Origin of the sequence: Psychrobacter sp. K31L, assembly GCF_017942195.1 — a bacterium.
GTDB classification, from domain to species: domain Bacteria; phylum Pseudomonadota; class Gammaproteobacteria; order Pseudomonadales; family Moraxellaceae; genus Psychrobacter; species Psychrobacter glaciei.
The window spans coordinates 155,962-178,572 of sequence record NZ_JAGKSC010000006.1 but is presented as its reverse complement, the minus strand read 5'-3'; the positions used below and the strand labels follow the sequence as shown (position 1 = coordinate 178,572).

15 protein-coding genes are annotated in these 22,611 nt (G+C 44.1%); 10 read left to right on the top strand and 5 right to left on the bottom strand.

Annotated features, from left to right (window positions below):
• Positions 1 to 107: 107 nt before the first annotated feature.
• Entirely contained in the window at positions 108 to 857 is a 750-nt protein-coding gene (locus tag J5X94_RS11025) for a hypothetical protein (RefSeq protein ID WP_210541282.1), read from the top strand.
• 24 nt (positions 858 to 881) lie between these two features.
• Here the strand turns inward: J5X94_RS11025 and J5X94_RS11020 are convergent, their stop codons facing one another.
• Positions 882 to 1,142 (bottom strand): DUF1289 domain-containing protein, encoded by a 261-nt coding sequence (locus J5X94_RS11020; protein ID WP_210541281.1) that lies wholly within the window; start codon positions 1,140 to 1,142, stop codon positions 882 to 884.
• Between the two features lie 187 nt (positions 1,143 to 1,329).
• Between J5X94_RS11020 and J5X94_RS11015 the strand changes: the two genes are divergently transcribed.
• From J5X94_RS11015 to J5X94_RS11005, 3 genes are all read left to right on the top strand, one after another.
• Entirely contained in the window at positions 1,330 to 1,962 is a 633-nt protein-coding gene (locus J5X94_RS11015; protein WP_210541280.1) for a YqiA/YcfP family alpha/beta fold hydrolase, read from the top strand.
• A gap of 110 nt (positions 1,963 to 2,072) precedes the next feature.
• The gene (gene parE / locus J5X94_RS11010) at positions 2,073 to 3,959 is read left to right on the top strand and encodes a DNA topoisomerase IV subunit B (RefSeq protein ID WP_194620986.1); all 1,887 of its coding nucleotides are present in this window, start codon (positions 2,073 to 2,075) and stop codon (positions 3,957 to 3,959) included.
• Between the two features lie 243 nt (positions 3,960 to 4,202).
• Positions 4,203 to 4,901, top strand: a complete 699-nt coding sequence (locus J5X94_RS11005) for a lysophospholipid acyltransferase family protein (protein ID WP_194620985.1) — start codon at positions 4,203 to 4,205, stop codon at positions 4,899 to 4,901.
• Between the two features lie 82 nt (positions 4,902 to 4,983).
• Here the strand turns inward: J5X94_RS11005 and J5X94_RS11000 are convergent, their stop codons facing one another.
• On the bottom strand, positions 4,984 to 5,766 hold the full coding sequence (locus J5X94_RS11000; protein ID WP_210541279.1) for an SDR family NAD(P)-dependent oxidoreductase: 783 nt from the start codon (positions 5,764 to 5,766) through the stop codon (positions 4,984 to 4,986).
• 285 nt (positions 5,767 to 6,051) lie between these two features.
• Between J5X94_RS11000 and J5X94_RS10995 the strand changes: the two genes are divergently transcribed.
• Positions 6,052 to 7,548, top strand: coding sequence for a hypothetical protein (locus tag J5X94_RS10995; protein ID WP_210541278.1), 1,497 nt, complete (start codon positions 6,052 to 6,054; stop codon positions 7,546 to 7,548).
• 274 nt (positions 7,549 to 7,822) lie between these two features.
• Here J5X94_RS10995 and J5X94_RS10990 read toward each other — a convergent pair whose 3' ends face one another.
• The gene (locus J5X94_RS10990; RefSeq protein WP_210541277.1) at positions 7,823 to 9,517 is read right to left on the bottom strand and encodes a mechanosensitive ion channel; all 1,695 of its coding nucleotides are present in this window, start codon (positions 9,515 to 9,517) and stop codon (positions 7,823 to 7,825) included.
• Between the two features lie 499 nt (positions 9,518 to 10,016).
• On the opposite strand from J5X94_RS10990, the gene J5X94_RS10985 reads away from it, so the two are divergent.
• Positions 10,017 to 10,748, top strand: a complete 732-nt coding sequence (locus J5X94_RS10985) for an FKBP-type peptidyl-prolyl cis-trans isomerase (RefSeq protein WP_010201297.1) — start codon at positions 10,017 to 10,019, stop codon at positions 10,746 to 10,748.
• Positions 10,749 to 10,870: 122 nt separating this feature from the next.
• Here J5X94_RS10985 and argA read toward each other — a convergent pair whose 3' ends face one another.
• A complete protein-coding gene (gene argA, locus J5X94_RS10980; RefSeq protein ID WP_189586965.1) occupies positions 10,871 to 12,193 on the bottom strand; it encodes an amino-acid N-acetyltransferase in 1,323 nt (440 codons plus the stop codon).
• Positions 12,194 to 12,662: 469 nt separating this feature from the next.
• Between argA and J5X94_RS10975 the strand changes: the two genes are divergently transcribed.
• On the top strand, positions 12,663 to 13,262 hold the full coding sequence (locus J5X94_RS10975) for a hypothetical protein (RefSeq protein ID WP_210541276.1): 600 nt from the start codon (positions 12,663 to 12,665) through the stop codon (positions 13,260 to 13,262).
• 305 nt (positions 13,263 to 13,567) lie between these two features.
• On the opposite strand, the gene J5X94_RS10970 is transcribed toward J5X94_RS10975, so the two are convergent.
• The gene (locus J5X94_RS10970; RefSeq protein WP_210541275.1) at positions 13,568 to 14,566 is read right to left on the bottom strand and encodes a patatin-like phospholipase family protein; all 999 of its coding nucleotides are present in this window, start codon (positions 14,564 to 14,566) and stop codon (positions 13,568 to 13,570) included.
• 382 nt (positions 14,567 to 14,948) lie between these two features.
• Between J5X94_RS10970 and recG the strand changes: the two genes are divergently transcribed.
• From recG to J5X94_RS10955, 3 genes are all read left to right on the top strand, one after another.
• Positions 14,949 to 17,315: an ATP-dependent DNA helicase RecG gene (gene recG, locus J5X94_RS10965; protein ID WP_228293235.1), complete on the top strand. Its 2,367-nt coding sequence runs from the start codon at positions 14,949 to 14,951 to the stop codon at positions 17,313 to 17,315.
• A 681-nt stretch (positions 17,316 to 17,996) separates the two neighbouring features.
• On the top strand, positions 17,997 to 19,295 hold the full coding sequence (locus J5X94_RS10960; RefSeq protein WP_210541274.1) for an efflux RND transporter periplasmic adaptor subunit: 1,299 nt from the start codon (positions 17,997 to 17,999) through the stop codon (positions 19,293 to 19,295).
• A complete protein-coding gene (locus J5X94_RS10955; protein ID WP_210541273.1) occupies positions 19,292 to 22,393 on the top strand; it encodes an efflux RND transporter permease subunit in 3,102 nt (1,033 codons plus the stop codon). The genes J5X94_RS10960 and J5X94_RS10955 overlap by 4 nt, the downstream gene beginning before the upstream one ends.
• The last annotated feature ends 218 nt before the right edge of the window (positions 22,394 to 22,611 follow it).

The following is a 22,611-nucleotide window of genomic DNA, read 5'->3' as shown; positions in this document are numbered from 1 at the left end:
TTAAAAAATTATTTGGTGCGATTTCAACTTTACAGTGAGATATAATTAACCTAGTTATTATTTTTTAATTTAGTTACTAACTTTGTAATCAGGGAAATAATCATACAATGACTTTTAATCAAATTTTTATAGATTGGAAATTTTGGTCTGCTTTGATTGCTCTTTTGGCTTTGATACTTTCTCAACTTCCGCCTATTCATGTTTTTATACGTAGAGCTAAACTTGATTTAGAGGTGTATTCTAGAATATTTATTACTCATAAAATTGGCAACCCTAACTTACAAATACATCTTATATTACGTAATGTTGGCGGACGAGTTATCCGCGTAAAGAAAATGAAGGCGATAATTTTTAGAGATAATAAAAGAGTTATGGAGTTGCCTGCTCAAAACTATATTGCTAATCCAAAAGACAATCAATTGGTATTGCTAACAAGTTTTGATTTAAAGCCTCAAACTGAATGGAGTCATTTGGTAAGCTTTCTTAATTATTTTGATAGAGACGAAGAAAAATTATATCGGGAAGCAGAGATTAATCTTAAAAATGAAATATTACGTCAACGAGACGAATTTGGGGAAAAGCATTTCGCAATAGCTCCTCACAAAATAGTTGAACCTTTTAATAGCTTATTAGAAAGTAATTTTAAATGGTTTGCAGGTGAGTACCTTTTGGAGATTGCTATAGAAACAAATAATCTTAGAGCCAATGTATCTAGAAAATATCGATTTACTATATTTGAATCACAAACTGAAAGTCTTATGAATCATAAGAAAGGTTATCCTAGCGGCGATGCTATTTTTTGGGAATCTGCATACTATGTTGGACAATCCATAGAGGTCGAAGAAAAGAATAGCTAAAAAGATCTATCTGTTTTAAACGTCCTAAAACAACTTACCCATCTCAAACTCTTCTTTAAAATCAAACCCCAACTGCTCACCTTTACGCTGTTTCATTTGTTCGATACGTTGCCTGCGTCCAGAGACTAGCCGTAGCACCTCACGGCGCTGCTCGTTAGTCATGTTCAGCCATAGCTGACGCTCAGGACGACTGCGCAGGCAACCAAAGCAATAGCCCTTTTTATTGCTCGTGCACACACCAATACACGGATTGGCAATCTCGAACAGTTCAAACTGCTGATTCATGGCGGCTCCATCGCGCTTATCGTTATTCCTTTAACTTGCCTCATCTTATTTTAAAACACTATTATGTCGTAAATAATGAATAATAGTGTGCCGCTTTATTGTTACTGTTTTTGGCGACGCAATGCTATGCTTAGCTTTTATAGTATATATAAAGTCATCATAACAAAATTAATAAGTGAGATTGTACGTGAACATTATTTATATTCATGGATTGGATAGTGATGCCAACTCGACCAAAGGCATATTATTAGAAAGCTATTGCCAGCAGCATCATGCTGATATTAACGTATATCGCCCAGACCTTAATAGCGCACCTGCGCAAGTCTTTGAGCAATTAGTTAGATTGGTAACTGAACTCAATAGAGAAGACAAAACTGTACTGATTGGCAGCTCGTTAGGTGGCTATTTTTCTACCTTGGTGAGCAATCATACAGGTTGCCTCTCACTATTGCTAAACCCTAGCACTCAGCCTCATGTTACTCTACAGCGTTTTTCTGACACCTCAGTATCAAATCAAGAAAGCAGTGATGAGTTATCTCATAGTGACGTTCTACATACGACTGCGGGTGGTTGGGAAATCACCCCTGCGGATTTACAATGGTTTGCAGATCATCAATTGGTATCCATTAATTATCCGCATAAAATCGCTGTCTTGCTAAAAGAAGCTGACGAGCTGCTAAATGCTGAACTATCAAAAGATTTTTATCAAACGCAGGGAGCGACGGTAACTGTGCAAGCGGGTGGTGATCATAGATTTACGGATTTTGGTGAACAGCTACCGATGGTCATTAGTACACTACAGCGTTTGTTATCGGCTTAAAGAGACGACATTATCTGACGTGAGCGACTGACAATTAGCGTTACCGTCGTTATTTTTGGTTATAATGGTTCAATAGAATGAATGATCTGTAAATATTAAGGGAAGCATTTGTGAGTGAATATAATGCGCAATCGTTAGAAGTTTTAGAAGGACTTGAGCCGGTACGTCGTCGGCCGGGCATGTATACGGACACCACCCGTCCGAACCACTTGGCACAAGAGGTGATTGATAACTCCGTCGATGAGGCGTTGGCGGGCTATGCTAAAACCATCAAAGTTCAATTGCATAGTGATGGCTCGTTGTCAGTTGAGGATGACGGGCGCGGTATGCCGACTGATATTCATCCTGAGTTTAAACAGTCAGGGATTGAGCTGATTTTGACCCGCTTACATGCTGGCGGTAAGTTTTCGACCGCTAACTATGAAGTTTCGGGTGGTCTGCATGGTGTTGGTATCTCTGTCGTCAATGCGCTGTCCACCCGCGTTGAAGTCACCGTATGGCGTGATAGTACACAGTTTGAAATGGCGTTTGAAAATGGTGCGCCAGTTACGCCTTTGACGGAAACGATCAGCTCAAACAAGCGCAAGCGCGGTACTAAAGTACATTTTTGGGCGGATGGTAGCTTCTTTGATACGCCAAAATTTAATGTTAAACAGCTAAAGCATAATCTAAAAGCCAAAGCGGTGTTGGCCGCGGGTTTGACGATTGAGTTCGTCGATGATATTAACAATGAAAAAATCGTTTGGCAGTTTGCCGATGGCGTTGTTGAATATTTAAACGAACAGTTAGATGGTCTTGAGACGTTGCCTGAGGCACCTTTCTATTATAATTACGATGCGAAAGCGGGCGAACGTGCAGCTATTACCTTTGCACTGTCTTGGTTGCCAGATGGTGGTACGCCCATTCAAGAAAGCTATGTCAATCTTATCCCGACTGCGCAAGGCGGCACGCACGTTAATGGTCTGCGCACCGGTATTCTAGAAGCCTTACGCGAGTTTTGTGATATTCATAACCTATTGCCGCGTAGTGTGAAGTTAACGGCAGAAGATGTATGGGATGGGGTCAATTATATCTTGTCGCTTAAGTTTTCTGAGCCGCAATTTTCAGGGCAAACCAAAGAGCGTTTATCGAGTCGTGAAGCTGCCGGAGCCGTACAGACATTGGCAAAAGATGCCTTTAGTCTGTGGTTAAATCAGCATGCCGATATGGGTGCTCAAATTGCCGAGTTAGCGATTAATAAAGCGGGACGTCGCCTAAAATCTGCCAAAAAAGTCGCGCGTAAAAAGATTACTCAAGGTCCTGCCTTACCGGGTAAATTGGCTGATTGCCGTGGTGATTTGCGCGATGGTGCAGAGCTGTTTTTGGTAGAGGGTGACTCTGCTGGCGGTAGTGCTAAACAAGCACGAGATCGTCATTATCAGGCCATATTGCCACTGCGCGGTAAGATTCTAAATACATGGGAAGTATCCTCAGATACCGTGCTGTCGAGCCAAGAAATCCATGATATCGCCATCGCTATCGGTGTCGATCCGGCGTCAGACGATTTGTCCGAATTACGCTATGACAAAGTATGTATTTTAGCGGATGCGGATTCTGATGGTCTGCATATTGCCACCTTGATTTGCGCATTATTCGTTAAGCATTTTCCTGCCTTGGTCGATGCAGGACATTTATTTGTCGCCATGCCGCCGTTATATCGCGTGGATGTCGGTAAAGACGTGCATTACGCGTTGGATGAGCCTGAGCTTGCCCACATTTTGGCCAATGTACCGGGCAATAAAAAAGCGCAAATTACGCGCTTTAAAGGGCTGGGTGAGATGAGTGCAGAGCAGCTGCGTGAGACAACTATGAATCGTGATACTCGTCGTTTGGTGCAGTTAGATATGGACGACATGGTGCTCACCAATAGTGTCATGGATATGCTACTCGCCAAAAAGCGCTCTGCTGACCGTAAGACTTGGCTTGAGGATAAAGGCAACTTGGCTGATATTTCATAAAGTATAGTTAAGCTTATATAAGTCGGATACGGTGTCAGGCTCGCTTAGTCTAATATTTATAGTGCTTTCACTTGCCTTTCTTGTCTCCAAATTATACTAAAGCGACTCTACAGTTAGCATTAGATATAGGAATGCTCACTGTAGAGTTGAGTAAGAGATAGCACAATAAAAGGCTGTAAAAGGCAATTTAGTGGCATAAACTTAATGGTATTATGTAGCTATCTTTTATAATCTGGTGCCGTTATGACATCGAAGTTTACCCATCGCTCTAAGTTGCCAACTGCTGCTAATTCTGCACGCTCTAAAATATTGCCAAAGCTTAGCAAAAAGGATTTAGGGCATTTAATTCCCAAACGGGGCGGCACAATTGCTCCAGTGATAGCTTCTTTCCTGTTAAAAACCTCAGGATGGCGAATCGTTGGTGAAATTCCAGATATCTCGCAAGCGGTGGTATTGGCATTACCGCACACGTCAAACGTTGATGGCGTCTATGCATTACCCAGCTTGTTTGCCTTAGATTTAAAAATCAGCATTATGGGTAAACACACGTTATTCAAAGTCCCAGTATTGGCGCAACTATTACGTTGGATGGGTATTATTCCCATCGATCGTGGTAATAAAGGCTCTGTGCTACAAGCGAGTATTGATAAGTTTAAGACCGGTGAGCCACTGTTTTTGGGATTATCTCCAGAAGGCACGCGGGAATATACCAAAGACTGGAAGACAGGATTTTATTACTTAGCAGTGGGTGCTGGTATCCCTATTTTGCCAGTGGCGTTAGATTATAATACCAAAGAAGTGCGTTTTTTATCTGCTGTGTATCCTACTGGAGATATCGAGGCTGACTTGCCAAAAATCTATGCTCAATATAAAGGGGTGATACCAAGACATCCTGAGCGCTTATCGCAGCCACTACAGGATGTTAATAATTCAGCCGATTAGGTCTATCTTGCGAATATGAGCGTTCGAACCTCTTATGAATGGTTAGTAAAACGCTCATATTCAAATACAAAGATAGCAATGTTTAGAATTGAGGCTGACCGTTAGAAGCATTAACTCCACCATCTACCGGTAAATTAACACCGGTAATCATCGACGCATCATCACTCGCTAAAAAAGTAATCGCGGCGGCAATATCCTCTGGCGTGGCCAGACGACCAAGTGGACAACGATCTAAGAATTTATCAGTCTTGGCATCATTATTCTGAATGGCACTGGTCATGTTTGTCTTAGTCACGCTTGGATTAACTGCGTTGACACGCACGCCATCAGGACCATGATCTAAGGCGAGGGTACGTGTTAAATTGCTAACGCCAGCTTTGGCAGCATTGTAAGCGGCCATATTCCAATCACCACCGACCCCTGATAATGAGGAAACATTGACGATATTACCTTTGGTCGCTATCAAATGTGGCATGGCTGCCTGACAGACATAAAAAGTACCGTTTAAATTCACATCAATCGCTGATTTCCAGTCTTCAGCCGTTAGCTCCGTAATTTTACCTTTGGTGGCTTTACCTGCATTGTTCACCAAGATATCAATTTTTTCAAACTGATCAATGGCTCTTTTAATCATTTCTTGCACTTGGCTCTGCACACTAATGTCGCAAGTGATGGTCATATAATTATCGGTATGAATCCACGTACGGTCTTGCGGGAATTCTTTGGCGGTTTCTGCCAACGTATCGGCAGTCCGTCCCACTAAAACAACACTGGCACCTTCCTGAGCAAAGCGAATGGCCGTCGCACGACCAATACCTGAGCCTGCTCCTGTTACGATAACGGTTTTTTCTTTAAAACGTTTCATAGTATTCAGTCCTTGTTCTTATATGCAAATAATAATAGTCACTACATAAAAAATGAATGAGCAGACCCTAACGTAATGGCTGCACTATAAATCAATGCGTCAGCTGTGCTACTTTTATGTCATCATAACAAGTCATTGCTTGGAAAGCGACTTTGTATAATTGCACTTATGTAGTTTACTTTTTCTTTATTGAATTATGCCTATCATCTTCACAAAAATGGCATGATCTTTGTAAGTTGCCGTGTAGGGTACGTTATATTTCATTGATAATAGAAGGTTGAGACTGTGTTCAATTCGATTACTGGCACATCTGATGGGGGTTATCTGGTCAATGAGTTGGCCTGCTACCTACAGACAGATGCTTTAGACATTGCTTTACCTAACATGCAAACCATAGAGATTCGTTATGAGGCTCATTATACAGCTCGACAGTATCACTATCATTTACCACTAGGTAAGCTTCAACTATTAGCACTCATCTTATATCTGCCTTCTGAGACCAGCTTGGCTAATATCGAAACAGTACGTATGGCAGCGGTCAAAGCGGTGCTAGCATGGCAAAAGACTAAGACTGACTCTTCTCAAGATAAAGACAATCAGGCGCTCGTTTATGACGTATTGGTCGTCGACATCCAGTTCAGTGAGGACGCTAATAGTAGCAACAATAATAACAGTGACAATAATGATGAACACAACAATGACAATAATATTGAACATAACCGTCAGCGCAATCAGTTACCGAAGCGCTTAAAGCACGAATTTGCAGCACGCTATTTTATGGAAAATTTGGTCGTCGATATGAGTGACCATGCACAGCGACTGCAAGTATTTAGCTGGCATGACTGGTGTTCGATAACGCTCGCATTACAGACGCCATGCGAGCTATGGCGATTCTTAGGATATCATCTTGACCAGCTCCAGCGCTCGGTCTCCAGCCATGTCGCGAGTTTTGAATCTGAAGACATGCTTGTCACGCAGTTTTTAAGCAGTGCGCTCTTATTTGACCATGCTATCACGATCGATAATGCCCTGATCAAATATGGTATTCAGCAAGCACCAAATTCTGCCTTGGTAGCCATGACCTTAGCCCAAAAAAATAAGAGCCAAACTGCCCAGATGTATCAACAACATAGGCAACAAGCAGCAACACTCTGGTCGCAACTTAGTACGCAGATGATCCAAACAGTCAGTGCAGAGCTGACAGCTCAAGCAAACACCGAGTCGCTAAAGCCACAGTTCTCTCTTTGGCAGCAGCAATTATTAGACGAATCCGCGTTTTCGCGGCATGAACTGATTCGCACTTTATATAGACACCCAAAACAAGAGCTGGCGTTGCAAAAAACTGGCTATGTGGTACATCAGCATTCATATGAAAATCTTGGTCGGCATTATGTGCTGATATTTTATGGGCAAGATTTGGCGGGGCAGAACAGTAAAGCGGCTATTCAGCCAAACTTACAGCACATTGCGCAAGATGTTGCCACGCGTCTGCCGATGGCTGAGCTACACCATGTCATCATACTTGGTATAGATTTTATCTCTGATGCCGGCGAGACTTTCATGGACATCGATCTGTGGATTCAACCCGTGAATAATATGACTCAGCGCGAGCGTCAACTTACCAAGCAAATACAGCGTCTCAAACAGCAAGGTGCTGAGCAGCAAGATATTCAGCAGCCAGTGGCTAAGAAGCAAGCGGCTAAGAAGCCAAACGAGCCAGTAAATGATTTGCCTCAGATCCGTCTCAACCTTTCTATTCCAGCCCGTAAAGATAAGCTATAAATCGATACTATAGTCAGTGAAAAGTAATATCAGTCAGTGAAAAATAATATCGATACATCATGCACTGCTGATATCAATTTTTCTTGCTTGCTGTGCCTGTGCAGACAGAGGCTACAAAAAGTTTATATCAGCAGTATCGTAGCGTTTTGGGGTATTTTGACTATGGATAAATTTGTCGTCGTTTAACTTAAAGAAATCATCTATCATACAAACACCCATAAAAAAAGACAGCCTAAGCTGTCTTTTTTTTTAGAAATTATACTTTCATAAAGGTTTATTTATTGGTGTCGTCGATAAGACCGCTACCAGGTAATAAATCGTTATTAGTCGTAGTTCCAGTAGTTCCAACATCAGTAGTATCTACAGGGTCAGTACCAAGTTTTGTGGTATCGACCGTATCTGTACGTAAGTTGGTAGTCGAGGTAGTTGGTGCACTCGGCGTATTCTCACGAACTGAATCAGCAACTTTGTCTTGCGTTGATGAATTAGGCGTCAAAGCAGACTTCGCTTTTGCTTCAGTACGCTCTTTGTCCATTTTGTCCTGCATCTTGCGTAGGAAACGTGCTGCTGCTTCTTGACCGCCAAGACCGAATGATAGAGCAAAGGCAACCGCAACGGCACCTAACGTTAGACCAAATGCTAAGTTAACGATAGAGTCAGCAATACCCATCGCTTTTAGACCCATGGCTAGTACCAAGCCCATGATTAGTACACGTACGATGTTTGCTAAGAACTGTGAGCCTTGCTCAGAGCGCTCAACGACACCAGCAATGATATTGGCAAGCCAGAAACCGATGAATAGAATGATCGCGCCCAAAATGATGTTGGCACCGAAAGCGATAAACATCGTGATAATAGCTGAGATAGGCTCAAAACCTAATAAATCAGCGGCTGCGATAGCGGCAAACAACATGGCAAAAAAGATGATCGCATAACCAACAAGGTCAGAGACTCTTTTATCACCCATGGTTTCTTGTAAGCCAACTTTCGCAGGCAACTGGTTGATCTGAGTGTTTTCGATCAAGCCTTTAATAATATTAGCGACCATACGTACCACGTAGAAAGTCACTACTAGGATAGCCACTGCCATAAAGATGTTTGGCAAAGCTTCCATGATTTTGTTCAGCATATTCGTCGCAGGACGAGCAATCACTTCGATTTTTAACGCATTTAATGCGGCAATAATCGTTGGGATAATCACAACTAAAAACGCTAATGAACCCGCGATATTAGGTAGGCTGTTTTGCTCGTTCAAACCTGCTTTTGACGCCAACTCTTGCACGTTAAAAGTAGAAACAAGGTTGGTCACAATGCCGCGTACAACTTTAGCAATGATATAACCAACGACAAACACCACACCAGCAATTAGGATGTTAGGAATAAAGCTGAAGATTTTGTCTACCATATTAGTCAATGGGGCAAATAAACCGTCAAGCTCTAATTGGCCCAATACCATGGTTAGAACAACCAATAAGATGAACCAGTAAACCATATCAGCAATCGTGCTACTCATTGGTTTTACGCCAGCTTTAGCGCTTAAACGCTCATCCATTGATGTTTTGGCTAGTGCTGCGTTGATCGCTGTGCGGGCAACAGTTGCCACAACCCAACCAATCACACCAAGAGCAATAGCACCGATCAGATTAGGAATGAACGCCAATACTTGGTTAACCATATTTGCAAACGGTGCTGAGATAGAGTTCAAGTTCAACTGACTAAGCGCTCCTGAGATGGCAATGATAAAGATAAACCAAAAAATAATCTTAGAGATAATACCCTCTAGATCATAGGTTTTGCCAGTAGAAGAATTCATACGTTGATTAAGATTCACTTTAGACAGCACACCGCGTACCAGTGCCGCGATGCCTAAAGCTACGAGCCAGCCAATAATAAATATTAAGATAGCACCAATAATGGAGCCGATCGGCCCACCAAGATAACCATTAAAAGATGTAAATGTTGGATTCATCTTATCCTCCTTGAAGCATCATATATGAGCTGTGAAATAACAAAGGTAACCATCACAAATAGTAGGTAATCAGAACCTTAGTTATTGAGCAAAATCATATAGATGGTAATTATAAATAGTGTTTTTAATTTAAGTTATACAGGGACATTATAGTGACTGGAAAAGTAATACTGCTATAGAAAAATGTGGATCTGCGATGGCCATACATCTCTATTACGCAATGTGGCTACCGATATCCCAATATATAGAAGTAAAACTGACGTCCAGTTACTTATCACCTTAACTAATTTAGCTTAGCTGATGTATTGATAGATTTAAAGACAGAAAGCTTAACCTGTTACTATATTTGTGTGATAACTTGTTATTTTTGCGAGAAATGTTAACACAGACTGTACATTGGCCCGATAATTTCATCCTAAACATGGCTCCTAAAACTAAGATTTGTTATTATAGAAATATGTGACATCTCGCCACTATACTTACAATTTGAGAGTACTCTATGAAAAAAATCACTACTTTAAGCGTTAGTGCACTTGTTAGTGCTATGTTATTAGTTACCGGTTGTAGTACTAATAATGGTAATCAAGAAACCTCTAGTCAAAGCGTTTCAGTGACTGAAAAAAGCCCAGCCAATGAAAAAGTGGGTTATAGCTTGGGCTATATGATGGCAGAAGGTAACAAAGAAGCGGTCGGCGATCTCAATCTTGATACCTTTGAAAAAGGCTTTCGTGATGGTTATGAAGGCAATGATTCCGCACTGACACAAGAGCAAATGCAAGAAGTATTGATGACCTATCAAAAAGAGCAAGAAGAGAAGTTTGTCAAAGATATGGAAAGCAAAGCGACTGACAACAAAGCCGCTGGTGAAGCATTCTTAGTTGCAAATGCGAAAAAAGAAGGCGTAAAAGAGACTGCCTCTGGTCTACAATACAAAGTAATTGCTCCAGGTACTGGTAAATCACCAAAAGCGACTGACGTGGTTGAAGTAAACTACGAAGGTAAATTGATCGATGGTACGGTATTTGACAGCTCTTATGAGCGTGGTGAGCCGATTGAATTCCCATTAAATCAAGTTATCGCTGGCTGGACGGAAGGTCTACAGTTGATGAAAGAGGGCGGCAAATATGAGTTTTATATCCCATCAGACATCGCTTATGGCGAGGCAGGTAACTCAGGTATCGAGCCTAATAGCACTTTAATCTTTACGGTTGAGCTGTTAAAAGTAAAATAATTCTGAAATAAAATCTAATACTCTATCTCGTCCTAAAACAGAAAAAGCCCTCATAAATATTATGAGGGCTTTTTGTTTGGACATGATTTAGTTCACTGTTTACTCATCAATTGAGTCACTCGTTAAAGTGTCTTTTGGAAGACTTTAGAGTTACGTCCGTTATGATACTTTTCTTGTCGTGCTTCTGGTAAGGCACTTGCTTCAACTTCTGCAAAGCCTTGTTCGACGAACCAATGGGCGGTACGAGTCGTCAACACAAATAATTTGTGCAAACCATGGCTGCGCGCTTGCTGCTCTAAAAACGCTAGCAAATCCGCACCTCGGCTGCCGCTACGATATTCGGGATGAACAGCGACACAAGCGACTTCTGCCGCATCTGCATCTAATGGATAAAGCGCGGCACAGCCCAGAATCATACCATCACGCTCAATCACACTATAGTGATCAATCTCTTGCTCCAAGCATTCGCGCGAACGACTGACCAAGATGCCTTGTTCTTCTAACGGTAATAACAGTTCAATAAGTCCCACGACATCGTCGATATCTGCTCGGCGAATTTCTTCATAAGGGTCGTGGCTAATGAGCGTACCAGAGCCATCACGAGTGAATAGCTCTTCTAATAATGCACCATCTTTGGCATAAGAGATAATATGGGTGCGATGAACGCCTTGACGGCAAGCATTACTGGCGCAATTTAAAAAGTAGTTGATCTCACAATTTAGATCACGGCCACGTAAGAAACGATCGACTTCATTTGGAATCATTTCGCGTAGCAAGCGATCATCGTCATTGATACCCGTTTCTTCACCTAAGAATATCAGCTTATCCGCGCCAAGTGCGACGGCAGCACTCAATGCCACATCTTCAGCGAGTAGATTGAAAACTTCGCCAGTCGCTGAATAACCCATCGAGCCTAAAATCACGATATGATCGTGGAGTAGGTTGTTTTTGATGGCCTCAACGTCGATAGAGCGCACTTCACCCGTCATTTGATAATCGACACCATTACGAATGCCATAAGGGCGGGCGGTGACAAAATTGCCTGACACGGCATCGATGCGCGAGCCGTACATGGGTGAATTGGCCAGTCCCATCGATAGCTGTGCTTCAATCTGTAAGCGAATGGCACCAACGGCTTGCAAGATAGACGGCATCGCTACACGCGGCGTCACTCGAATGTCTTCATGCAACGGCGAGGTGATATCAGTGCCTTGCAGGTTGTTTTCGATTTGCGGTCGGGCCCCATGTACCAACACCAGCTTGATGCCCAAGCTATGTAACAAGGCGAAGTCATGGATAAGCGTACTAAAATTCGGGTGATTGACCGCTTCACCGCCAAACATGATCACAAAAGTCTTACCGCGATGGGTATTAATGTAGGGGGCAGAATTACGGAACCAATGAACGTATTCGGGATTAATCTGTGGCATGGCGCTAGTAGTCATAATGGGAGCAGTAGTAGTCAGAATAAGAAAAAAGGACGTGACAAAAAATGCCAGTCGCTAAAGAATTACCATAGCAAAAAACGCCGTTGTGAGCTATCTTTTATTTCAGTAGCGTTCATCAATCTTTGTAGTAAATTGACAATATACACAACCTCAACACGGGGTTAGTGTACCTACAAACGCTTTTTGCTATGCTAAGCGCTATTGCTTTATAGACAGCTAACGCAGATAATCAATAAAAATGAACGTTACTAGCATGGAGCGTATATGATGATAGCCTGCTCATAATCCGAGATGTCGTCATTAAGTGTATTGCTCATATAAAGTCTCGTCTATCCAAACCGCGAGAAACTTAAAAAGTTAAAGCGATAAGTGTCAGAGTTTAAAAAGCATTGAAAATGCATTAACCAGATAGTCAGGTTTTGCCAGCTGCGTTTTACCGATATATTAACTAGGGATAATGAAAGTCATGAAAAAAAGTAACCATTTTGCCAATCCTTTTAGCGCTTTTAGCGGACACCGTCTGTTTCACGTGATCGCTGGTACGCTCGTCGGCGTCATGGCTGTGACCCAAGCCTCAGCGATGCTGCCGACCCCAGAGCAAGCAGTAGATAATTTAGCTACCATGCAGTCAAGTACCAATCAAGCAAGCACCCGTAGCGGTAATTCTAGTGTGCAAGCCGTTAATACCAAAATTACTGCCTCGCTGATCAGTGTTGATGCCAATGGTCAGGAGGTCTTGGTACCTGTTAATGCCAACACGCGCTTGCAAGCAGGCAACGTCTTAGAGTATCAAGGGTATTTTACCAATACCAATGCTGATCGAGTACGCAAAATGACGGTCACCATGAGTATCCCTGAGCAAGTAGAACTATTGCGCGCGGTCTCGCCTGACTTCCCATATGGCAGCACCGATGGCGATACTTTCGCCCGTATGCCGCTACGTGGCAAGGTGGACAATCAATTACAAGAAATCCCATTCAAATACTACAAAGCAGTACGCTGGGATATCGAAGGTGTTGGCCTCAATGACACCGTAGCATTGAAATACCGCGCCCGCGTTAAATAGATTTGCTTATTAATTGATACATGCTGTTTAAGCAAAATTGATTTAGCTAATAGTGAAAAGCACCACAGTTTATGACTGCGGTGCTTTTTTAATGGCTGAAATCCTAATGTTTGAGGTTAGCTTGTCGAGGATTTGATTAACTATAAGTTAATATTGAATAAAATGGATACGTTATTTAATAATGCGAAACTGGTATACATTTTTCTGGCTTGCTGTGTCTATGCCGACAGAGGTTGCAAAACCAATATTAAAAACTAAGCATCCCAGTCCCGCTGTATTTTTTTAATAGTGGACTAACTATATCGTTATAAAGTCGCATATTTACTCTGTGATTTTTCTTTAACTAATTGTTTAATCGCATTGATTTGTGGTGTGGTTGCTTGTGTGCCAGCAGCAATAAGGGCGCTACGTTGACTGGTATCTAATGAGCTGATATGACCGACATCAGGGGTAATCACAATATCAGCACGCGCGCGTTCATTGCGCATTGATGCGCTGTGCTTGGTATTTGAATGAGCAGTGCTGGCGGTTAAATTGTTTTCAAGTAAGCTCCAAAAGCTACTCAATGAGGTGATAGCGGGTAAGAGATTGCTTGTTATGTTCTTTTTATTCGAGGTAGGCACCGTCACATCGACGGCGATGATGATATCTGCCCCCAAATCATGGGCGCTATCGACAGGCACTAAGCTGACCACGCCGCCATCGATATATTTTTTGCCAACTTTTTCAGGAATACGCGGGGCAATAAAAATATTAGGTACGCTACAAGATGCTTGAACGGCAAGCCCAGCATCTCCGGTGGTAAAGATGACCTTTTTTAGCGTGTGCTTTTCAGCCGCGACAGCAGCGAAGTGAATGGGAAACGATTCTATAGGGCGACCACCAACTTTTGCATTAATAAAGTTTTTGAGTTTGATACCTTCTATAAATCCTTGGTTGGATAAGGTGAAGTCCGTCAATTCGCTGTCAGTGGTGGTCAATGCCAAGCGCTCAAGCTGTGCTGGCGTGTAGCCGCTAGCGTATAGACTACCAACCAAGCTGCCGATGCTCGTGCCAACGACCAAGGTTGGTTTGATACCGTTTTCCTCTAAAGCCTTAATCACGCCAACATGCGCAAAACCTTTGGCACCGCCGCCGCCCAACACTAACGCAACTCTGAGTTCATCTGCTATAGGCGTTAATGGTGCCGGTGCTGGTGTCAGTGTGCTACAAGCGTTAGTGCCTAGAGCCAATACAGCAAGCACACTGATACGCAGGAGTATCAAATGATGATAAGATTGAGGCAATAGAGCAGGAGCAAACATAAAAAAGACCTTATAAAATCATCGTAAATTAGGGCGTGTTATCAATTAGCACATTTATATATTTAGTGGTCTTAAAATGGCTAAATTTTGCTAAACATCGTTAGAAATTTTGCCAAATCGACAAAGCTACTTATCGATAAAGTTGCTTATCCATAAAATAGACTGGATGTATTTCTCTACAAAGTGTCTAAACGCAGTATTACTAAATAGCTTAGCATAATCAATCATGTTGTCAGTTATAATGAGACTGATTCAGTATTTTGATAGTTGGTTGATTGCTATCACCTTTGCAGCTCGTTACTAGCAGTAGAATGCTTAGGACACGCTCTAATAAAACATTTTGCGCTTACGGAATTTAAAACCAATATCGTTAGGATTTTTGATGCCCATGTCGGTCAGTCACGCTTCAGCTCCTTCCTCAGCCCAGTCAACCGCTCATGGGATATCTGAGCAACCTCTATCGGCACTCGATATGCCAGTGACTGCGTTGGCAGGCGTCGGCTCTAAGGTTGCTGAGCAACTCGCGCAGTTGGGTATCATACGAATATTTGATTTGCTGCTGCATCTGCCACGAGATTATGAAGATCGTAGCCGACTGGTATCGATAGCAGACGTGGGGCATGGACAAGCAGCATTAATCACTGGGCGTGTGGTACACGTCGATGTCAAGCGCAGTGGCATGACCGTAATTGTAGACGATGACACCGATACGATATCATTGCGGTTCTTTAAGGTCTATCGTGGTCTGGCGCAGACCATGAGTTTGGGTACACAATTGCAATTGTTCGGCGAAGTAAAAGTCAGCCGTTATGGCAAGCAGATGCACCATCCCGAATATCAAATTATCACTGATAGCAGTGTGATGACTAATACTGGGTTGCAGCCCATTTATCCCAGTGTCAAAGGCTTGCATCAGAATAAATTGCGTACCTTGATTAAGTTGGCACTGCAAACGGTGCGTAGTCAGGGTCTACCGATGACGCTGTTTACCAATGAAGATTTTGCCGTCGTTGCGGATTTACCATTGGTACCTTTTGAACCACCAAAAAAATCGGTAATAGAGGCGTATGAGTCTGAAGATATTTTTTCGACGCTCGCCCGCAGTGTGCCCGACAATGCTACCAGTAATAGTGTCAATAAAGCCCATCCCGCTGATTATGATGCAACGTATGACGCGATGAATCATAATCTCGATACGATGGCCGCTAATAATGTCTATACCCTGACGATATTTGAAGCCTTGGTACTGTTGCACACTCCACCAACTTATACCGATGCTGGGCGGCAGTATCAGCTATTGACCCAACTAAGTGCTCGCACCCATGCTGCTTGTCAGCGCTTGATCATTGAAGAGTTGACCGCGCATCAACTCAGTCTATTGTACCGTCGTCAGCAATTGCATCAGCATAAAGCCCCTAAATGTGCCACTAAAAGCCCATTGGCTGATCAATTATTTGCCGCGTTGCCGTTTGATTTAACGGGCGCGCAGCAACGAGTGATGAAAGACATCACGGCCGATATGGCGACTTCTATTCCGATGCTACGACTGGTACAAGGGGACGTAGGCGCTGGCAAAACGTTGGTGGCGGCAGGTGCCGCAGGATATGCGCTTGATAGTGGCTGGCAAGTGGCTGTTATGGCACCGACTGAGATTTTAGCAGAGCAGCATTTGGTTAATTTTAAACAATGGTTTGAGCCCTTAGGTGTTGGGGTCGGTTGGCTGGCGGGTAAACAAACCGCAAAGCAGCGCCGTGAAGCGTTGGTAGCTGTGGCTGAAAACACCGTGCAAGTGGTCGTCGGCACCCATGCGTTATTTCAAGAGCAAGTACAGTTTGCTAAATTGGGCTTGGTTATTATCGATGAGCAGCACCGTTTCGGTGTCGAGCAGCGCATGGCTTTGACCAGTAAAGGCGTGGCCAATAGCACACCACATCAGCTAATAATGACGGCAACACCTATTCCGCGTACGCTAGCGATGAGTGTCTACGGCGATATGGATACCTCCATCATTGATGAGCTGCCACCGGGTCGCACGCCAATTACGACGGTGACGATTGATCGTAACCGCCGTGATGAGGTGATCGAACGTATTGCGATTAATTGTGAGGCGGGCAGGCAAGCGTATTGGGTTTGCTCGCTGGTGGAAGAGTCTAGCGTGCTGGATGCACAAGCCGCTGAAGCCACTTACGAGGACTTAAATGAGCGCTTAAATATTCGTATTGGTCTTGTCCATGGCAAGATGAAATCCGTTGATAAACAAGCCATCATGCAAGCATTCAAATCCGGAAGTCTTGACTTGCTCATTGCCACAACGGTCATCGAGGTTGGCGTCGATGTACCAAATGCGTCGCTAATGGTTATCGAGAACGCCGAGCGTTTGGGTCTATCGCAACTACATCAATTGCGCGGACGTGTAGGTCGTGGTTCGACCAAAAGTTACTGCGTTCTACTATACCAAAAGCCATTGTCGGAGACAGGCACTGAGCGTCTAAATGTATTGCGCGACAGCACCGATGGTTTTGTTATTGCCCAAAAAGATTTGGAACTGCGCGGGCCTGGTGAGCTGTTAGGCAAACGTCAAACGGGCAATGTCGGTTATTATTTGGCGGATTTGATCCGTGATGAGCAATTATTTGCGATTGCCCAGCGTCTCGCCAAACACTTAATTGCAGATCCTGCACGTAAAGCAGATGTCAGCCAGCTGATCCATCGCTGGATGCCAGAAGCCAGCCGTTACACCAATGCATAGCAGAGTTTTTTTCTCTGCATTCTTACCGAATAATTCGGGATGCTATTTATCCTTGTTAGTCATGCTCATTATTTAATGCTAGGGCGTGTCCTCAATTCAATTGATCATATCTAAATGGGCTAAAAATGGCTAAATTTTGCCAAACATCGTTAAACAGCTGGTTAATATCCCGATATTATCTGCGCTATTTTCTTCGTTTGACGGCAATTTATCTCATCTTTATCACCATTTTTAAAATGAGGACACGCCCTAAACAATGAATATAAAGAGCGAGCGAAATCAATGATTTATGCATCATTTTTTCTGCCATCGCTTTAGTTGATGAAAATAGCTCTTTGGTAGTTTTTATTTATTAATACTAACTCATGTGTTCGCTGATTGTCATTGATATGCATCGAGTAGTGTGGCAATTTATGAGGTTGCATCATTATCGTGTTATTTGTACCACTACTTTTCAACTGTCTGAATATTTATACAAGGATGTATTATGAAACAGACGTCTACGCCTGCTTGTGCCACTGTTATCCCATTTTCATTTAGCCAATCTGCCTTTGCTCTTTTACTACTGACCCCATCGTTAGTGGGATAGGCTCGGTATTGCCAGAGTGTGCGATCAAAAAACACATTCCAATGACCGACTATCTTAATTTTTATTATTGCCCGTATTTATAGAGACCTATCATGAGCGATCTTGAAGAAACCAATCCTAAACCATCTTCTCAATCTGAGTTGCCACCATATCGTCAACCTGACACGCTGGCTAATGCTAATAAGTCTTCGTCGAAATTGCCGCTATGGTTGTTGCCAGTATTGGGCATTGTGCTGGTCATGGGTGTTCTGCTTGGAAAATACTGGGGTGCTGGTGATAAAGCGATGAATGACGAGGCACTAGCATCTGCCAGTACACAAAATGATGGCCCCCCTACTAGCGACGCTAGCACAGAACAATCTGTATTATCGGTAGAAACGGTGATGCCAAGCCAAGATACGATTGGCAATACGTTGAGTGCTGACGGCACCATCAATGCCAAAGACGTGGCTAATGTCAGCGCTAAAGTCAATGGCGTGGCTATTGAGCGCGTACTGGTTGAGGAAGGTGAGCGGGTCAAAGCAGGTCAAGTATTGGCGATATTTGATACCGATGCCATGGAGCAGCAAGTTTTGCAAGCAGAGGCCGATGTGGCAGAAGCTGAAGCAACGCTTGCCAATGCCAGCGCTGATGCCGCACGTGTCTTGCCATTGGTAGATATTGATGCCATTAGCAAACAAGAGGCCGATCGCTATCGTACCTCTGAGATGCGTGCTAGAGCGTCTTTGCAGGCCTCCAAAGCTCGCTTAAATAATCAGCGCTTGACGCTAGACAATTCAAAGGTTGTGGCGCCTGTCAGCGGTATTATCAGTGAAAAAATGGTGGAAGTTGGAATGGTGGCTGGCGGTGAGCCATTGTTCACGATTATCAAAGGTGGTGTTTTGGAGTGGCGGGCAGATATAGATCCTAAGCTTATCGGTGACATCAATGTCGGTACATCGGTGCGAGTAGGATTGCCAAATGGTGATTCAGTGATGGGGCAAGTGAGCCGTATCGCACCGACGGCGGAAAATAACCGTCAAATCACTATTTATGCGAGTCTAGCGGCCAACTCAAAAGTACGCGCAGGCATGTATCAGACTGGCGAATTTCTATTAGGAAGTGCCAGCACCCAAACGATTCCTAACAGCGCCATCGTCAGCAATGACGGTTATGATTATGTGATGCTAGTGACCAGTCTTACAAACCAAGACGGTAAGTCCATGGGTCGTATCAAGCAACAACGAGTGACTTTGGGCGCGCGACTTGGCGAGAACGTAGCAGTGCTAGAGCCTCTGCCAAGCGATAGTCGTATCGTGAAGCAAGGCGGTAGCTTTTTGAACGATGGCGACCTAGTGCGTATAGTTAATGGCGTGAGCCAAACGAGTACAGCAACGCAGGCACAACCATGAGCTTAAACGTCTCCGCTTACTCGATAAAAAATCCGCTCGTGGCTATTCTGCTATTTGTGCTCCTAACCTTAGGCGGCATCTATGGCTTTATGAAAATGAAGGTACAACAGTTTCCGGATATAGACTTGCCAGCGGTGGTCGTCACGGTGACCCTACCTGGGGCTGCGCCTTCGCAGCTCGAAAACGATATCGCAAAGAAAATTGAAAACAAACTAACCAGTATCGAAGGTGTGAGTCATATTCGTACTACCCTACAGACGGGTGCGGCGACTATTGCCACCGAGTTTACGTTAGAAAAAGACATTCAAGAAGCGGTCGACGATGTACGTTCGGCGGTTGGCGAAGTGCGTGGTGATCTGCCAGCCGCCGCCAACGATCCAATCATTACCAAGGTATCTACCGCAGGATTTCCAGTCGTTACTTACTCTGTCGCTGCTAACAATATGAGTGTAGAGGATCTCTCGTGGTTTGTAGATGACACGGTCACCAAACGGCTCTCTGATATACCAGGTGTCAGTACAGTCGGTCGTATCGGCGGGCTTCAGCGTGAGATTACGGTCGCAGCTGATCCTATCACTTTGAGTGGTTTAAAGTTTTCGATTACTCAGCTGTCACAGCAAATAGCAGGTATTCAACAAGACAGCTCAGGGGGTGAAGCAGAAGTGGGTAAAACCACCCAAACCATTCGCGTTTTGGGCGCGGTCGAGCGTGCAGGCGAGCTTAATGACCTACAAGTGGCTGTCCCTACAGGTGGCACTCAAGCGCTTGGGCGTATGGCGCAAATCACTGATGGTGCGGCTGATCCCAGCTCTATCGCTAAGCTCGATGGTCAAACGGTGGTTGCATTTAATATCACTCGCTCGCGTGGTGCCAGTGAAGTTGAGGTGATGGAACTGGTCGATGACGAGCTTGCCAAGTTGACTGCCGATGTGGGCAATATCAGTATCGAAAAGGTCTACGATCGAGCGACGCCTATTGCGGAAGATTACCAAGCTTCATTACGCATGCTGATCGAAGGTGGTTTGCTTGCCGTGGTGGTGGTATTTCTGTTTTTACGCAATATTCGGGCGACTATTGTTGCCGCTGTGGCGTTGCCGCTGTCAGTGATTCCTACCTTCTTAGGTATGTACTTATTTGGCTTTAGTCTCAATATTATCTCACTATTGGCATTGTCATTGGTCATTGGGGTACTGGTCGATGATGCAATCGTCGAGGTCGAAAACATCATTAGGCATTTAAGGATGGGCAAGACACCTTATGAAGCGGCGATGGAAGCCGCTGATGAAATTGGTTTGGCTGTTGTCGCCACTACCTTTACCTTGATTGCTGTGTTTTTACCGACAGCCTTTATGGGTGGTATTGTTGGGCAGTTTTTCCGTCAATTCGGTTGGACGGCTGCGTTATCGATTTTTGCCTCGCTTATGGTGGCGCGTCTGATCACACCTATGATGGCTGCATACATTTTACGACCCGAGAAAAAGCATGTCGAAAAGCAAAGTGCATTGATGACGTGGTATCTCAAAATTGTCTCATGGACGCTTCATTATCGCTGGCTGACTATGGGTGCAACGTTGGTGTTGTTTGTGGCTTCGTTGGCATTAGTGAAACTACTACCGACTTCTTTTATTCCAGACAACGATATTGACCAAACCCGTGTGGCTATTGAGCTAACCCCTGATGTGTCGCTCGCAGATACGGAGCGCGTGTCAGCGCTTGCCAGTGCGCGCATTTTAGCCATGCCTGAGGTGACGAATATCTTTACGTCAGTGGGAGAAGCACAAGCATCCCTGAGCTCAGAGTCTGGTGGTAGCAAAGCGGAGAATATTGCCAGTTTGGATATTGTGCTTGCACCGCGTGCAGAGCGGGGCACTAAGCAAGAAATAGAACGTAAAATCAGTAAGTTGATGACAGAAGTACCCGGTGCTCGCTTTACCGTTGGACTATCAAGTGGTGGTGAGAGTGGCTATAATTTTTCGTTAACCAGTACCAGTCCACAGCTGCTTGAGCAGACTGTTCAGCAGATCATGACTGAAATTCGAGGTTTGCCAAGCGTAGGTGCTGTGACCAGTGATCGCAGTTTGCCACGTCAAGAGCTCACCGTCACGCCTGATAGACTGGCGATGGCTGATAAAGGCGTGACCACGCAAGATATCGCTACGACTTTACGTGTGGCGACTGTCGGCGACTATGAGCAGCGTTTGTCTAAGCTCAATCTTGATACTCGTCAGATTCCTATCGTGGTACGCCTACCAGATGTTGCCAAGCAAAACGTCAGTCAGTTAGAGGGCTTGTACGTACCAAACTCACTACCAGCAGGTCAAGGGGTACGTGTGGGCGAAGTCGCTGCGTTAGATTTTGGCACAGGTCCTGCTCAGATAAGTAGGTTGGATCGAGAGCGCGCCATCAGTATTACGGTGCAACCGGCAGATGGCGAGCTAGGCGATTTGGTACAAGCGGTCAAGTCAGTGCCGACCATGCAACAATTGCCGCCTTCGATTACTATCATCGATCAAGGTCAAGCCGAAAATATGGCTGACCTCTTTAGTGGCTTTATCATTGCGATGTCAGTGGGTGTAGTTTGTATATTAGGCGTGCTTATCTTACTATTTGGTCGTTTGTTGCAGCCATTTACCATTTTGATGGCATTACCTCTATCGATAGGCGGTGCGTTCGTCGGCTTGGTTATTACCAACAGTAGCCTGTCGATGCCCTCGATGATTGGTTTTATTATGCTCATGGGCATTGCGACCAAAAACTCGATTCTGTTGGTTGATTATGCCTTGATTGCCCAACGTCGCGGGCTGGCACGTTTTGAGGCGATTATTGATGCCTGTCATAAGCGCGCGCGTCCTATCATCATGACCACCATTGCAATGGGGGCGGGCATGTTGCCATTGGTATTTGGTTGGGGTGATGCTGACCCTACTTTTAGGCGACCGATGGCAGCAGCGGTATTGGGTGGTCTAGTGACTTCAACGCTACTGAGTTTGGTGGTCATCCCAGTCGTCTATACGTTGATGGATGATCTGTCAGGATGGTTTGCTAAATGGCTTGTGCCAAATGGCAAAGAGCAGAAAACAACGGACAGTAAAATATGATTTAACGTCTTTATTTGATCTTATACATGACCTAGCATTAGCAGTAATAATGCTAGGTCTGACACAGACAAGCCCATACTTATTGATTAAGTATGGGCTTGTTGTCATTTTATAAGCACACAAGCACAAACGATGTGATTGCCTTGCTAGTTACTACCGCAAAGCCATGCATGTCATTATGAATCCAATGTCTCTCTCGACAATCATGCTGAACATTC

What these genes read in the sequence shown, in the direction of transcription:
- J5X94_RS11025 (WP_210541282.1), top strand. Translation starts at nt 108, where the DNA reads ATGACTTTTAATCAAATTTTTATAGATTGGAAATTTTGGTCTGCTTTG.
- J5X94_RS11020 (WP_210541281.1), bottom strand. Translation starts at nt 1,142, where the DNA reads ATGAATCAGCAGTTTGAACTGTTCGAGATTGCCAATCCGTGTATTGGT.
- J5X94_RS11005 (WP_194620985.1), top strand. Translation starts at nt 4,203, where the DNA reads ATGACATCGAAGTTTACCCATCGCTCTAAGTTGCCAACTGCTGCTAAT.
- J5X94_RS11000 (WP_210541279.1), bottom strand. Translation starts at nt 5,766, where the DNA reads ATGAAACGTTTTAAAGAAAAAACCGTTATCGTAACAGGAGCAGGCTCA.
- J5X94_RS10990 (WP_210541277.1), bottom strand. Translation starts at nt 9,517, where the DNA reads ATGAATCCAACATTTACATCTTTTAATGGTTATCTTGGTGGGCCGATC.
- J5X94_RS10985 (WP_010201297.1), top strand. Translation starts at nt 10,017, where the DNA reads ATGAAAAAAATCACTACTTTAAGCGTTAGTGCACTTGTTAGTGCTATG.
- argA (WP_189586965.1), bottom strand. Translation starts at nt 12,193, where the DNA reads ATGACTACTAGCGCCATGCCACAGATTAATCCCGAATACGTTCATTGG.
- J5X94_RS10975 (WP_210541276.1), top strand. Translation starts at nt 12,663, where the DNA reads ATGAAAAAAAGTAACCATTTTGCCAATCCTTTTAGCGCTTTTAGCGGA.
- J5X94_RS10970 (WP_210541275.1), bottom strand. Translation starts at nt 14,566, where the DNA reads ATGTTTGCTCCTGCTCTATTGCCTCAATCTTATCATCATTTGATACTC.
- recG (WP_228293235.1), top strand. Translation starts at nt 14,949, where the DNA reads ATGCCCATGTCGGTCAGTCACGCTTCAGCTCCTTCCTCAGCCCAGTCA.
- J5X94_RS10960 (WP_210541274.1), top strand. Translation starts at nt 17,997, where the DNA reads ATGAGCGATCTTGAAGAAACCAATCCTAAACCATCTTCTCAATCTGAG.
- J5X94_RS10955 (WP_210541273.1), top strand. Translation starts at nt 19,292, where the DNA reads ATGAGCTTAAACGTCTCCGCTTACTCGATAAAAAATCCGCTCGTGGCT.